Genomic DNA, 14224 nt, shown 5'->3' on the forward strand with positions numbered 1-14224 from the left:
CTCCCTGTCCAAATTATCTCTTGCCAATACCCCCTGAGCCGTTATGCAATGCGGTTGCCTAAAATCTCACAGGCAATCGAACATTGTTCCCTGTAACTTGCTTTGTTGCAGACTTTTAGCTTTTTTTCTGTGACAATGCCGATGTGTTTACATGGATTTAACTTTTGGGCGGTGGATTATTCTGTCGCCAGATCGAAGGAGAGCAATATGTCAGAGTTGTTGGCAGTGACACGTGAAGTGTTTGATGAAGTGATGGTTCCCAACTATGCGCCCGCCAAGATAATCCCGGTGCGTGGTGAAGGGTCACGTGTCTGGGATCAGGAAGGCCGTGAGTATGTCGACTTTGCCGGCGGGATCGCCGTCAATGGCCTCGGCCATTGCCATCCCAAGCTGGTCGAAGCCCTGAAAACCCAGGGCGAGAAGCTGTGGCACCTTTCCAACGTGATGACCAACGAGCCGGCTCTGCGCCTGGCCAAGAAGCTGGTTGCCGCCACCTTCGCCGACAAGGTCTATTTCTGCAACTCGGGCGCCGAAGCCAACGAAGCGGCCCTCAAGCTGGCCCGTCGTTATGCCATCGAGAAGTTCGGTGAGCACAAGACCCAGATCATCGCTTTCCATCAGGGTTTCCACGGTCGTACCTTCTTTACCGTCAGCGTGGGTGGCCAGGCTGCCTACTCGGATGGTTTCGGTCCCAAGCCGGCTGATATCACCCATGTGACTTACAACAATCTGGCGGAGCTGGCTGCCGTCATCTCCGACAATACCTGCGCCGTGGTGATGGAGCCGCTGCAAGGGGAGGGTGGCATCATTCGTCCGACCGACGAGTTTGCCAAAGGGGTGCGTGAACTCTGTACCAAGCACAATGCCCTGCTGGTCTATGACGAAGTGCAATCCGGGGTTGGCCGTACCGGCGATCTGTTTGCCTATATGGGTCTTGGCGTCACGCCTGACATCCTCACCAGCGCCAAGGCGCTCGGCGGCGGCTTCCCCATCGGCGCCATGCTGACCACCAATGAAATCGCGGCTCACCTGAAAGTGGGCACTCACGGCTCCACCTACGGCGGCAACCCGCTGGCGTGCGCGGTGGCCGAGGCGGTGATCGACGTGGTCAATACCCCGGAAGTGCTGAGCGGCATCAAGCAGCGTGAACAACTGTTCCGCGCCGGTCTCGACGCCATCAATGCCAAGTACCACTGCTTCAGTGAAGTGCGTGGCAAGGGCCTGTTGCTCGGCGCCGTGCTGAACGATGACTACAAGGGCCGCTCCCGTGATTTCTTGCTGGCTTCCATCGACCAGGGGCTGATGGCACTGGTAGCAGGCACTAACGTGGTGCGCTTCGCACCGTCACTGGTTATTCCGGAAGCGGATATCAAGGAAGGGTTGGCACGGTTCGAGAAAGCGGTTGCCCAGGTGGTTAACGCCTGATCCTAATTGAGGTGGGGAGCCCTCCCGGCAGGAGCCGGGACCCCACCTGTCGTCAATGAAAGGGAGTTGTCATTTATGTTGGTTATCCGTCCTATCGAGCAAAAAGATTTTGCCGGTCTCAAGACCTGTGCCATTGAATCCGGCACCGGCATGACATCATTGCCTGTCAACGATGAACTGCTGCAGCGCAAGATAGATGCCTCGACCCAGACCTTCTCGGACAAACCGGCAGGTAAGGGTGATTGCCTCTACTTCTTCGTGGCTGAGGATCTGGAGACCGGCGAAATGGTCGGTACCTGCGCCATCGATGCGGCCGTGGGCCTGTCCCAGCCGTTCTACAACTATCACATCGGCAAGGTGGTGCACTCTTCCCCCAAGCTCGGCATCTACAACGTGGTCGAGACGCTCACTCTGTCAAATGACTACACCGGCAATTCCGAGCTGTGCACCCTGTTTTTGCGCGAATGCGCCCGCGAGGGGCTCAATGGCCGCCTGCTCTCCAAGCACCGTTTCCTGTTCATGGCCGAGCACCCCGAGCTGTTTGACAAGACCGTCTTTGCCGAGATGCGTGGCGTCTCCGATGAAAAAGGTCACAGCCCCTTCTATGAGTGGCTGCAAAAGCATTTCTTCTCGATGGATTTTCCTACCGTCGACTATCTCACCGGCATCGGCAAGAAGCGCTTCATCGCCGAGTTGATGCCCAAGTACCCCATCTACGTCAACCTGCTGAGCAACGAGGCGCGCGCCGTCATCGGCCAGACCCACGAGAAGACCCGCCCGGCCATCAAGATGCTGCAGGATGAGGGGTTCGTGAACCGTGGCTACGTTGATATCTTCGATGCCGGCCCCACCGTCGAGTGCGACGTAAAGAATATCCGCAGCGTGCGCCGCAGCCAGAAGCTGCGGGTGCTGATTGGCGAGCCCATAGGTGGCAAGACCCATCTGATCTGCAACACCCGTTACGAACAGTATCGCGCCTGCCACGGCAATATCCGGGTCGATCTGGACAAGCACGAAGCCATCATTCCGCCCAAGATGGCGGCGGCACTCAAGGTGCAGGATGGCGACATGGTGCGTGTCGTCGATCTCGACTGAGCCGCCTTGTCTGGTGTTGAAGGCAGCAGAACCGCATATGAAACAGGCAGCCAAGGCTGCTTGTGAAACACAGGGAGTGAATTGATGAGCCATTTAGTACAACTTATCGACGGCCAGTGGCTGGCGGGTGAAGGCAAGCCGTTCAAGTCAATGGATCCGGCCAAGAATGAAGTCGTCTGGCAAGGGGGCGCCGCCAGTGCCAGTCAGGTGGATGCTGCCGTCAAGGCGGCCCGCGCTGCCTTCTACCATTGGTCCGAGCTGGCCCTCGAGGATCGTCTGGCCATAGTGCGCCGCTACGCCGATCTGCTCGGCGAGCACAAGGAGGCGCTGGCGCTCACCATTGCCCGGGAAACTGGCAAGCCCCTGTGGGAAACCCGCACCGAAGTGGCCGCCATGCAGGGCAAGATTGCCATCTCCATTCGCGCTCATGACGAGCGCACCGGCACTGTCGAGAACCCCATGCCGGGTGCCAAGGCATTCGTGCGCCACAAGCCCCACGGCGTGGTCGCCGTGTTCGGCCCCTACAATTTCCCTGGTCATCTGCCCAACGGTCACATAGTACCGGCACTGATCGCGGGCAATACAGTGGTGTTCAAGCCCTCCGAGCTGACCCCCATGGTGGCTGAAGCCATGCTGAAGATCTGGCAGGAGGCGGGTCTGCCCAAGGGGGTACTGAACCTGGTACAGGGTGAGGTAGAGACCGGCAAGGCGCTGGCAGGCAATCCGGATATCGACGGCCTCTTCTTTACCGGCTCGTCCCGTACTGGCCATTTCCTCCATCAGCAGTTTGCCGGTCAGCCTGGCAAGATCCTGGCGCTGGAAATGGGGGGTAACAACCCGCTGATCGTCAAGGACGTGAGCGATGTGGATGGCGCCGTCCATGCCATAGTCCAGTCAGCCTTCATCACTTCCGGCCAGCGTTGCACCTGCTCACGCCGTCTGTTTGTCGAGCGCGGCGCCCGGGGCGATGCCCTGGTCAAGCGTCTGGTGGAGGTGGTCGGCCAGATCAAGGTTGGTCTCTATGATGCCGCCGAACAGCCTTTCATGGGGGCCATGATCAGCGAGAAAGCGGCTCTCGGCATGGTAGCTGCGCAAGCCAACCTGCAACAACTGGGTGGCGAGAGTCTGCTCACCCTCAAGCACCTGGAAGCGGGCACCGGCTTCGTGTCGCCCGGCATCATAGACGTGACCGCAATCGGTGCACTGCCGGACGAAGAGTATTTCGGCCCGCTGCTGCAACTCATTCGCTACGACGACTTCGATGCCGCCATCGACCAGGGCAATGCCACCAGCTTCGGCCTATCTGCGGGCCTGCTCGGTGACAACGAGGCGGACTGGCAGCATTTCTTCAAGCGGATCCGCGCCGGTATCGTCAACTGGAACAAGCCCATCACGGGGGCATCCAGCGCCGCGCCGTTCGGTGGCATAGGTGCCTCCGGCAACCACAGGGCGAGCGCCTACTACGCCGCCGACTACTGTGCTTATCCCGTTGCCTCCGTCGAGGACAGCAAGGCTGCCATGCCGGATCAGCTGTCTCCGGGTTTGACCTTTTAACGAGGAAGAGGCCGACAGCAAGGCCGCCACGGCAGGCACTGTCCTCCTCTGCGCTGAGCGCTGATAGCAGAAAGCTGAGCGCTGATAACAAAAAATAAAAGGGGCACTGAACAGGTGCCCTTGTCTGTACCCGCAATCAAAGGAAAGAGAGATGCAAAAGGATATCGACACCCTGTTCGGTCACTTGTGGGATAACTACATTCAAGTCACCCCGAGTGCCCTCAAGGTCCACACCCTGCTGGGTGGCGGCGAGCCCATCGTCAATGATCACGTGGCGTTTCGCACCTACAACCTGCCCAAGCTGGGGCTGGAGAAGCTGGCCGCCCACTTCCTGGCGCTCGGTTACGAGCAGAAGGGTGAGTATGTGTTCAAGGCCAAGAAGCTCTATGCCAAGCACTTTGAGCATCAGGATCCGGATGCCCCCAAGGTGTTTATCAGCGAGCTGAAGGTGGAGGAGCTCTCCGAGGCGGCCCAGGCCATCATCAATAAGCTGGCTGAGCAGGTGCCTGATCACCTGACCGACACCCAGGCATTCCTCTACACGGGGGCGCCCTGGCAGGTCTCCTGGGCCGATTACCAGACCCTGCTGGCAGAGAGCGAATACGCCGCCTGGATGGCGGCCTGGGGCTATCGCGCCAACCACTTCACGGTCAATATCAATCGCCTCAAGCAGTTCGATACCATCCAGCAGGTCAACGCCGCCCTCAAGGCGGCCGGCTTCGTGCTCAACGGCGTGGGTGGCGAGGTGAAAGGGGACCCGCAGGTGATGCTGGAGCAATCCTCCACCATGGCCGACAAGGCGGATGTACCCTTCAGCGACGGCGTGCGCACCATTCCGAGCTGCTTCTACGAGTTTGCCCTGCGCTACCCGCAGGCCGACGGCGTGCTCTACCCGGGCTTCGTCGAAGCCTCGGCCGACAAGATCTTCGAATCCACCAACGCCATGTAACGGCGATGGTTGGCAAAAACGCCCCGAAAGGGGCGTTTTTTATGGCGTTTTGTGCCGGGCCCAGATCCCTTGACTTCGTAAACCCCCGTTTGTCGCTGATATGCTCTCATCCAGGCCGCTGCGCGATATCTCAGCCGAGTCGGAGTTGAACGACCGAGCCCACCCGCAAGGGTGGGCCAGGATACTCGTCTGTCACACCTGCTGCAGCGCGCCTTCGGTGGCCAGCAGGGTGGTCATGCCGCCGGCCTTGCCTGCCTGAATGCCGATCTGGGTATCTTCAAACACCAGGCAGTTGGCGGGATTGGCGCCGAGCAGCTCGGCTACCTTCAAGAAGGTATCCGGATGGGGTTTGTGGTTGTGGATGTCGTCGGCACTGACCAGCACGGAGATATAGGCATCCAGTCCGGTGTTTTTCAAAATGCGCTCGGCATGATCCCGCGATGACCCAGTGCCTATGCCCATCGGCACCTTGCCGTGGCAGCCCCTGACCAGCTCCCACATGGAGGGGAAGACGCTGACCTTGTCGATATGCGCCAGATAGAGGGCCACCTTGCGGCGAGTGAAGGCATCCACATCGATATCCAGTCCGTGCTGCTCGGCCAGCATGCTCACTATCTTGCGGGTGGGAATGCCGCCATATTCATTGAGTTGCTCACGATTGAACGGCAGACCGAACTCTGCGCTGGTTGCCTCCCAGGCATCCAGATGCAGGGGCATGGAGTCCACCAGGGTGCCATCCATATCGAAAATCAGGGCGTCGTATTGATCAAACCGGAACTGCTCGGACATGGGTCTGCTTCCTCTTGGGCCAAAAGACCACACTACCAGATCCGGCGTTCGGATGCCGCGACGGCCGTCATGGTCAAGGGGCTGGCCGCTGGATGGCAGTGGTTTTAGCCATCGGATAATGATTTATGAGACAATAATAAGTTCTTTGCCGCAGATTTTGGCATTTCACATTAGCGAGCCGGTTATATGTCCCCAAAAACCATCTTCTCAAGCGTGGCCCTGGTGATCGCCCTGGGTTCACTGGAAAAGAGCATAGTCACCACCCCCTTGCCCATCATTGGCGCCGAGCTGAACGCAGGCGCAGCCCTCACCTGGGTGGTGACCGCCTATCTGTTGGCAGCCACTGCCGCCCTGCCCGTGTATGGCAAGTTGAGCGACCTGTTCGGTCGGGTACGCATGCTCAATATCGGTATTGGTCTTTTTCTGGCGGGATCCGTGGCCTGCGCCCTGGCGCAGGATCTACCGACCCTGCTGGCGGCTCGTGTGCTGCAAGGGCTGGGGGGCGGCGGCCTCATTGCACTTGCCTTTACCGTGATTGCCGACTGCATACCGCCACGGGAGGTGGGCAAGTATCAGGGTTACATCTCGGCCGTGTATGCGGTCTCCAGCATCGCCGGGCCTCTGCTCGGCGGCTACTTTACCGAGCAGTTGAGCTGGCGCTGGATCTTCTGGATCAACCTGCCTCTCGGGGCGCTCGCCATCTGGCTGGTGAACCGCAACCTCAAGCATCTCAATGTGCGTCGTCACAGCCGTTTCGACTGGAAGGGGGCGGCACTGCTCATCACAGTGACCACGCTGACCCTGTTGCTGTTATCACCCGAGACTGCGTTGCCCCCCATCTGGCTGGCGGCGGGTTTGGCGGTTGCCTTGCTGCTGCTGATCCTGGTGGAGCGACGTGCCCATGATCCTATCCTGCCTGTCCATCTGGTGCGGTTGCCCGGTTATCTGGTGAGCGTGCTGCTGGCACTGGTTTCGCAACTGCTGATGTTTGCCGTGCTGGTCTATCTGCCGTTGCAGATGCAGTGGCAGAAGGGAATGGGGGCCAGTGAGAGCGGCCTCTACATGGTGATCTTCATGGTCTGCATCACGGCGGGTGCTTTCGTCGGCGGCAAGCTGATCGGTCGCACCGGTTACTACAAGCGGTTCGTGGTGGTGGGCTTTGCACTGTCTGCGCTGGCTTTGTGGCAAATTCATTTCGATGTCTGGGCCAGTCTGGGGTTGGGCTTTGCCGGTCTGGGTCTGGGGCTGGTGCTGCCGGCCCTCGCGGTTGTGGTGCAAAATGCATTGCCGGCAGCGGATCGCGGCATCGGCATGTCCCTGTTCAACTTCGGCCGTGAGCTGGGAGGCGCGGTCGGGGTCGCCATCTGCTCCGTGCTGTTTCATGCCGCCCTGCCAGCGGGCACCAGCCACAATCTGGCCAGCCTGAGTCCGGTCGAGCTGGCTCCGGGGTTCAGCGCCACCTATATCGGCATGGCGCTGATCGCCAGTGCCGCCTTGCTCATCACACTATTGGCATTGAAGCGGCACGAGCTGGCTACCATGCCTGCCTGATGACGATCAGACTGGATGTGAAGAGGGCTCCCAACGGGAGCCCTCTTTGTTATCCGGTTTCACTGGTCGCCGGCAGGCCGATCACTCCTGCGGGGGAGCTTCCTTGCCAGCCAGCTGGCTGAGCCAGGCGAAGCGGCGGTTTGCATCCAGCTCCGCCTCCCGGTAGAGCTGGGTGGCGATCTCCGGCAGCTGACGTTCGAGGCGCTGGAAGCGGGGCTCCTGGCTCAGGGTCTCGGCCAGCGAGGCGTTCGGTGCCCGGGAGTCGAGCGCCAGCGGCAGCTTGCCCTCGTCGCTGCGGCGCGGATCGAAGCGGTAAAGCGGCCAGAAGCCGGTGGCGGTCAGCTGCTTCATCTGCTCGTGGCTCTGGGCCAGATCGTAGCCGTGCTCCTCGCAGGGGCTGTAGGCGATGATGAGCGACGGCCCCGGGTAGGCTTCCGCCTCCTGAATGGCCTTCACCGTCTGATTCATCTGGGCGCCGAGGGAGATCTGCGCCACATAGACGTGGCCATACATCATGATGCTGGCCCCGAGATCCTTGCGCCCCTTGCGTTTGCCCTGCTCGCCAAACTTGGTGATGGCACCGAGTGGCGTGGCCTTGGACTGCTGGCCGCCGGTGTTGGAGTAGCACTGGGTGTCGAGCACCAGCACATTGATGTTCTCCCCCAAGCTCAGCACGTGGTCGAGCCCGCCAAAGCCGATGTCATAAGCCCAGCCATCGCCGCCGATGAGCCAGACCGATTTCTCCACCAGGTAGTCCGCATCACGGGCCAGCTCCTGGGCCGCTACGTCGGTGCGCCCCTGCAGCAGTGCGCGCAGTTGCTCGATTTGGGCGCGCTGCTCGGAGACCGGCAGGCCGGCATCTTGCAGCTCCTGTTGCAGCCCGGCCGGGACTGCGTCGCCCAGGCTGGCCAGCAGGCGTTGCATCCGCTCGCGATGCTGATCGACGGTGAGCCTGAAGCCCAAGCCAAATTCGGCGTTGTCTTCGAACAAGGAGTTGGCCCAGGCCGGGCCACGGCCCTCGGCGTTGGTGGTGTAGGGGGTGGTGGGCAGGTTGCCGCCATAGATAGAGGAGCAGCCGGTGGCGTTGGCGATCAGCAGCCTGTCCCCGTAGAGCTGGGTCAGCAGCTTGATGTAGGGGGTCTCGCCGCAGCCGGAGCAGGCGCCCGAGTATTCGAACAGCGGCGAGATGAGCTGGGAGGTGCGAATATCGATGCGCTCCAGTTGCTCGGCCGTGCGCTCAGGGAGGTCCAGGAAGAAGTCGTAGTTCGCCTTCTGGGCATCGAGGTGGTCGAGTCTGGATTCCATGTTGATCGCCTTGCGGCTCGGATCGGTGCGGTCCTTGGCCGGGCACACTTCGACGCAGAGGTTGCAGCCGGTGCAATCCTCAGGCGCTACCTGCAGCACATATTGCTGGCCGCGCATGTCGCGGGCCTTCACATCGAGCGCGTCCAGGGTCGCGGGGGCATCGGCCAGCGATTCTTTATCCACCACCTTGGCGCGGATGGCGGAGTGGGGGCAGGCGGCCACGCAGTAGTTGCACTGGGTGCAGAGGTCCGCCTGCCAGATGGGCACCTCCTTGGCGATGTTGCGCTTCTCCCAGCGGGTGGTGCCCACCGGCCAGGTGCCGTCAGGCGGGAAGGCGGAAACCGGCAGGCTGTCACCCAGCCCCGCCAGCATGGCGGCGGTGACCGTCTGGACGAAGTCGGGGGCCTTGGCCGATACCACGGGGGGGCGCTGATGGCTGCTGTGATCGAGTACTTGCAACGGTACCGGGATCAGCGCCTCGCAGGTGGCGGCCAGCGCCAGCCAGTTGCGCTCGACCAGCTCGGCGCTCTTGTTGCCGTAGCTCTTGGCGATGGCCTGCTTGAGCAACTCGGTGGCTTCTACCGGCGGTATGATGGCGGTCAGCTGGAAGAAGGCCATCTGCATCACGGTATTGATGCGGTTGCCGAGCTGGCACTCGCGGGCGATCCTGGCGGCGTTGATGATGTAGAAACGCGCCTCTTTTGCACGCAGGGCCTGTTGCACCTCTTGCGGTAATCGCTGCCAGATCTCTGTCGGGCCATACGGGCTGTTGAGCAGGAAGATACCGCCGAACTTCAGCCGCTCCGCCATCTGGTACAGGTCGATGAACTGCCACTGGTGGCAGCCGATAAAGTCCGCCTCATCCACCAGATAGGCCGATTGCAGCGGCCGCTCGCCGACCCTCAGGTGGGAGACGGTGAGGCCCCCCGCCTTCTTGGAGTCGTAGACGAAGTAGCCCTGCGGATAGAGGTCGGTGTGGTTGCCGAGGATCTTGATGCTGTTTTTGGCCGCCGAGACGGTGCCATCGCTGCCAAGGCCGTAGAACAGCGCCTCCAGCTTGCTCTGGCTCGGCTTGTGTTGCGAAGAGCCGAGTACCGGCAGCGGCAGTGAGAGGCCGGTGATGTCGTCGAAGATGCCGACGGTAAAGCGCGGCCTTGGGTTATCCAGCATCAGCTCGTCAAACACCGCCTGCACACAGGCCGGATTGAACTCCTTGGAGGAGAGGCCGTAGCGACCGCCGATGACCCGCGGCAGGCTGGCACGCTCGCCCCGGCTGACCGCCTCGGCCAGCGCCGTCATCACGTCCAGATAGAGGGGCTCGGCCTGGGCGCCTGGCTCCTTGGTGCGATCCAGCACCGCAATCTTGCGGGCGCTCTCGGGAATGACCGCCAGTAGATGCTCGGCACTGAAGGGGCGGTAGAGGCGCACCTTCACCAGCCCCACCTTCTCGCCTCTGGCCAGCAGCCGTTCGATCACCTCTTCGCAGGTGCCGATGGCGGACCCCATCAGCACCAGTACCCGCTCGGCCTGCGGGTGACCCACATATTCAAACGGCTGGTAGTGACGGCCGGTTAGCGAGCCGAAGGCCGCCATCGCCTCGCTCACGTGGCGATAGCCCTCGTCATACCAGGGGTTGCTCGCTTCACGGCACTGGAAGTAGGTGTCCGGGTTGGCTGCTGTGCCGCGAATGACAGGCTTGTCGGGGGTGAGCGCCCGATCGCGATGGGCGCGGATCGCCGCCTCCGGCAGCAGGGCACGCAGTGTGTCATCCGCCAGCGGCACTATCTTGGCTATCTCGTGGGAGGTGCGAAAACCGTCGAAGAAGTGGATGAAGGGCAGCCGGCTGTTGAGGCTGGCCACCTGGGAAATCAGGGCGAAATCCTGCGCCTCCTGCACATTGCTGGCACAGAGCATGGCGCAGCCGGTCTGGCGCACCGCCATCACGTCCGAGTGATCGCCAAAAATGGAGAGGGCGTGGGTCGCCACTGTGCGCGCCGCCACATGCAGCACGAAGGGAATGAGCTGACCCGCCAGCTTGTAGAGGTTGGGGATCATCAGCAAGAGCCCCTGGGACGAGGTAAACGAGGTTGCCAGCGCGCCTGTCTGCAGGGCGCCGTGGACGGTGGCGATGGCGCCCCCCTCCGACTGCATCTCCACCACGCGAGGCACATCCCCCCACAGATTCTTGCCCCGATCGCTCGACCAGGCCGACGCCTGCTCCGCCATGCTGGAGCTGGGGGTGATGGGGTAGATGGCGATGACTTCGCTGGTGCGGTACGCCACTGAGGCGACTGCGTTATTACCGTCTGTGGTGATCATGAGTTGTCCACTTGCTATGCCAGTTTGAAGGCCGGTTGCGGGCAACCGGCCATGGATAGGTCGCAGGCATAGTAAGAGGGTTGGAGAGATCGCATCAAACGGGATAAATAATCAATTAATACATCGTCTATTCGCCATTTATACCCTTGAAAATAATCGGGTCTATTTGTCGGGATATATCTATCGAGCCAGCGTGAATAATGGTGGCAGGAATGAGTCGGTACCGAAAACGTTGAATTAAATAAATCATGAAATTAAATAATTAGATGGAAGAGTCATGTTTGCTTGCGCAGACAGTTTGAGTTGGAAACAGGTCGCCGCTCATGGTGGATGGGCGACCTGTTGGGGTGCGGGCCTGGTTCACGCCCGCTTTCTGTCGGTGATCAGGCCGTGGCGTTGACCGGCCGCAAGACCACGATGGCACTGCCGAACAGCAGTATGGCCAGGGCGGCCATGGCCACAGGCCCTGCGCTGTAGGCAAATCCGGCGACACCGGACCAGAGCGCCACGCCAAGGTGCATCATGGTCATCGCCAGTGACATCAGCATGCCTCTGTTAGCCGCAGAGAGCTGCGCAATATAGCCCTGCAGCGCGGGCGATCCTATGCCGCCTGCCAGTGCCCACAGCAGCAGCGGCACTATCAGAAGCATGGGCAGCAGCATGGGTTGCCCCGCCGGATAGAGGTAAAACCAGACGCTGACCAGCAGGCAGACCACCAAGGCCATACGCATCAGGGTGCGCCCGCTCTTGACCCGGCCAGACAGGCGGGGCATCAGCAGGTTGCCGATGACGCTGATGATGCCAAGCAGAGCGTACAAGCCCCCCACGGACCCGATGGACCAGTCCTGGGTATCGCGCAAATGCTGACCGACGAGATTGAACAGGCCTATGCCGCCCCCCAGACCCAGGCACATGGCGAGCAGGGCACCCACAGCACCCGGGATGGCCAGTATGCGGGTAGCCTTGCCATCCTGATGTTCCCTTGATGGCTCTGCCGGCTCCTGGTCAGCGGGCAGCAACGCCAGCGCCGCCGCCACACACCAGGCGCACACGCCAAGCAGGATGAAGGCAGCCCGCCAGGAGAGCCATTGGGTCAGCAGTGCCCCGACAGCTGGGCTCGCTATCATGCCCAGGGTCAGGCCTGCCTGGACCCAGGCAATGCGTTTCATGGCATCTGTCCCTGCGCTGTCTGCAGCCATGGCAAAGGCGATGGGCAACATGCCGGCACTGGCAAGGCCGGTGAGCACCCGGCTTGCGAGCCCCCATTCAAAGTTCTCCACCAGGCCTGTTGCGACTGAGGCCGCCCCGAACAACAGGGCGGCGGGCAGCATCACCTTCATTCGGCCCAGACGATCCGAGAGGCTACCCAGCAAGGGGGCGACCATCGCCAGCGCCACACTGTAAGCCGTGATAAACAGGGTGATGCGCTCGGGTCGAACTCCCAGATCCTTGCCGATGGGAGCCAGTATGGGGCCCAGCATCAGCTCATCGGCCCCCACCAGAAACGCAATCAAGAACAGCAATATTTTCAAAAACATATCTTTGACCTCAAACGCAATACGTATGTTCAGCGGCAGTGAAGGCGTGAATATCCACCACCCGATCCGGCCAGTGGGCGATGAACTCCCGTTCGTGGCAGACCAGCACCACAGTACCTGGATAGTCCTGCAAGGTCTGTTGCAGGGCTGCTTTGACGGTGGCATCCAGGTGTGTGGTCGGTTCGTCCAGTACCAGCAGATTGGTGGGTTGCAGGGTCAGCCTGCACAGTTTCACCCTGGTCTGCTCACCACCACTGAGGGAGGCAATCGGCCGCAATGCCAGTTTTCCTGTTATGCCGAAGCGTGCCAGATGTTGCCGCGCCACCTTGTCATCCACGCCCGGGCACACAGCTTTGACCAGATCCACCGGTGTGGCATCCGGGTCGGCCCAGCGCAGCGCCTGCTCGAAATAACCCAGTTTGAGGGCCGGTGACAGGGCGAGCTGGCCAGATACCGGGGGCAGCTCGCCCACCAGGGTTTTCAGCAGGGTAGATTTGCCGATGCCGTTGAACCCGGCGATCACCACCTTTTCGCCCCGAGCAAGGGTCAGCGAGATGGGCGCCAACAGGGGGCGCCGATAGCCAATGACCAGCTCAGTGGCGGCAAGCAACTGCTGCCCATTGTGCGGGGCGTTACGAAACGAGAAGGCGACGGCCTTTTCCTGCTCCGGTGTTGCCAGTCTGTCTATGCGGGCCAGCTGTTTCTTGCGGCCATTGGCGATGCTGGCATTGACCCCGGCCCCGTTTTTGTCGATGAACCGTTCCAGCTTGTCGATATGTCGCTGCTGCGCCAGATATTGCCTCCCGTGGGCGGCATCTTCAGTGGCTTTCTGAGCCATGGCTTTGTCGACGTTACCCTTGAATTTGCGGATTTGTTGCCGGTCTATATCGCAAATGGCCGTGGCAATCCGGTTTAGAAATGTCTTGTCGTGAGAGACCACCATAAAAGCTCCCTTGAAGCCGTTCAGGTAGTTCGCTAGCCAGTCAAGGTGAAGGGTATCCAGATAATTGGTCGGCTCGTCCAGCAGCAGGACATCCGGCGCGAGCAACAGCAGGCGGGCCAGCATGACCTTGTGCCTTTGTCCGCCGCTCAATTCCCCCAACCGGGTATGCATACCCAACTGAGTGATCCCCAGGCCATCCGCCACCGCATCAATGCGGCTGTCGACCAGATAAAACGACCGGCTCTCCAGGCTGGCCTGAAGGGTGGCGGCACGTGCCAGATGGCGGGCTTGGACACTTTTCGCCGGGCAGGCGTAGATGGCCATCATCTCGGCCTCCTGCCGGTAGAGATCTGCAAAAGCGGTGTGCAGGTATTCGCGCACCCTTGTTTGCGCGTCCATCTCGGCATGCTGATCCAGATAACCGAGGCTCACAGCGGGCTGCCAGAGGATGTCGCCCCCGTCGGGCAACAGCTCCGCCTGCAGCAGTTTCAGCAAGGTGCTTTTACCTGCCCCGTTTTTTCCCGTGACGCCGATATGCTCGCCGGCGAAGAGGGTGAAGTTGGCCTGCTGGTAGAGGGTTTTGTCACCCATGTGACAAGTCAGGTTTTGAATGGTGAGTAAACTCATGATGTGACATCCATAAAAAACGGGGGGCTGGTACTTGGCGTACCGGCCCCCCGTTTCAAGCAATATTGAAACTTTGTCCTGAATATCAGAAACAAAAAGGCCGGCGATGAAGCATCTCGCCGGCCTGAG

9 protein-coding genes are annotated in these 14224 nt (G+C 60.9%); 5 read left to right on the plus strand and 4 right to left on the minus strand.

Going from position 1 to position 14224, the window contains the following annotated elements:
• Positions 1–207: 207 nt before the first annotated feature.
• From GWQ27_RS16105 to GWQ27_RS16120, 4 genes are all read left to right on the plus strand, one after another.
• The gene (locus GWQ27_RS16105; RefSeq protein WP_059111492.1) at positions 208–1425 is read left to right on the plus strand and encodes an aspartate aminotransferase family protein; all 1218 of its coding nucleotides are present in this window, start codon (positions 208–210) and stop codon (positions 1423–1425) included.
• Positions 1426–1500: 75 nt separating this feature from the next.
• Positions 1501–2520, plus strand: a complete 1020-nt coding sequence (gene astA / locus GWQ27_RS16110; protein WP_005317100.1) for an arginine N-succinyltransferase — start codon at positions 1501–1503, stop codon at positions 2518–2520.
• Positions 2521–2604: 84 nt separating this feature from the next.
• Positions 2605–4074 (plus strand): succinylglutamate-semialdehyde dehydrogenase, encoded by a 1470-nt coding sequence (astD, locus tag GWQ27_RS16115; protein WP_275907772.1) that lies wholly within the window; start codon positions 2605–2607, stop codon positions 4072–4074.
• Positions 4075–4225: 151 nt separating this feature from the next.
• Entirely contained in the window at positions 4226–5023 is a 798-nt protein-coding gene (locus tag GWQ27_RS16120) for a DUF1338 domain-containing protein (protein ID WP_169045599.1), read from the plus strand.
• A 192-nt stretch (positions 5024–5215) separates the two neighbouring features.
• Here GWQ27_RS16120 and GWQ27_RS16125 read toward each other — a convergent pair whose 3' ends face one another.
• Positions 5216–5812: a beta-phosphoglucomutase family hydrolase gene (locus GWQ27_RS16125; RefSeq protein WP_275907773.1), complete on the minus strand. Its 597-nt coding sequence runs from the start codon at positions 5810–5812 to the stop codon at positions 5216–5218.
• A 186-nt stretch (positions 5813–5998) separates the two neighbouring features.
• Here GWQ27_RS16125 and GWQ27_RS16130 point away from each other — a divergent pair, with 186 nt between their 5' ends.
• The gene (locus GWQ27_RS16130; RefSeq protein ID WP_021140393.1) at positions 5999–7363 is read left to right on the plus strand and encodes an MDR family MFS transporter; all 1365 of its coding nucleotides are present in this window, start codon (positions 5999–6001) and stop codon (positions 7361–7363) included.
• An 81-nt stretch (positions 7364–7444) separates the two neighbouring features.
• Here GWQ27_RS16130 and nifJ read toward each other — a convergent pair whose 3' ends face one another.
• The 3 genes from nifJ to GWQ27_RS16145 form a co-directional block, all read right to left on the minus strand.
• Positions 7445–10987 carry a pyruvate:ferredoxin (flavodoxin) oxidoreductase gene (nifJ, locus tag GWQ27_RS16135; protein WP_275907774.1) on the minus strand — a complete coding sequence of 1181 codons (3543 nt, stop codon included), beginning with the start codon at positions 10985–10987 and terminating at the stop codon, positions 7445–7447.
• 383 nt (positions 10988–11370) lie between these two features.
• A complete protein-coding gene (locus tag GWQ27_RS16140; protein WP_275907775.1) occupies positions 11371–12525 on the minus strand; it encodes an MFS transporter in 1155 nt (384 codons plus the stop codon).
• Between the two features lie 10 nt (positions 12526–12535).
• Complete coding sequence (locus GWQ27_RS16145) at positions 12536–14095, minus strand: ABC-F family ATP-binding cassette domain-containing protein (protein WP_275907776.1); 1560 nt, start codon at positions 14093–14095, stop codon at positions 12536–12538.
• Positions 14096–14224: the final 129 nt, after the last annotated feature.

This window comes from Aeromonas sp. 5HA1, assembly GCF_029237245.1.
GTDB lineage: Bacteria > Pseudomonadota > Gammaproteobacteria > Enterobacterales > Aeromonadaceae > Aeromonas > Aeromonas salmonicida.

What these genes read in the sequence shown, in the direction of transcription:
- GWQ27_RS16105 (WP_059111492.1), top strand. Translation starts at nt 208, where the DNA reads ATGTCAGAGTTGTTGGCAGTGACACGTGAAGTGTTTGATGAAGTGATG.
- GWQ27_RS16120 (WP_169045599.1), top strand. Translation starts at nt 4,226, where the DNA reads ATGCAAAAGGATATCGACACCCTGTTCGGTCACTTGTGGGATAACTAC.
- GWQ27_RS16140 (WP_275907775.1), bottom strand. Translation starts at nt 12,525, where the DNA reads ATGTTTTTGAAAATATTGCTGTTCTTGATTGCGTTTCTGGTGGGGGCC.
- astA (WP_005317100.1), top strand. Translation starts at nt 1,501, where the DNA reads ATGTTGGTTATCCGTCCTATCGAGCAAAAAGATTTTGCCGGTCTCAAG.
- astD (WP_275907772.1), top strand. Translation starts at nt 2,605, where the DNA reads ATGAGCCATTTAGTACAACTTATCGACGGCCAGTGGCTGGCGGGTGAA.
- nifJ (WP_275907774.1), bottom strand. Translation starts at nt 10,987, where the DNA reads ATGATCACCACAGACGGTAATAACGCAGTCGCCTCAGTGGCGTACCGC.
- GWQ27_RS16125 (WP_275907773.1), bottom strand. Translation starts at nt 5,812, where the DNA reads ATGTCCGAGCAGTTCCGGTTTGATCAATACGACGCCCTGATTTTCGAT.
- GWQ27_RS16130 (WP_021140393.1), top strand. Translation starts at nt 5,999, where the DNA reads ATGTCCCCAAAAACCATCTTCTCAAGCGTGGCCCTGGTGATCGCCCTG.
- GWQ27_RS16145 (WP_275907776.1), bottom strand. Translation starts at nt 14,095, where the DNA reads ATGAGTTTACTCACCATTCAAAACCTGACTTGTCACATGGGTGACAAA.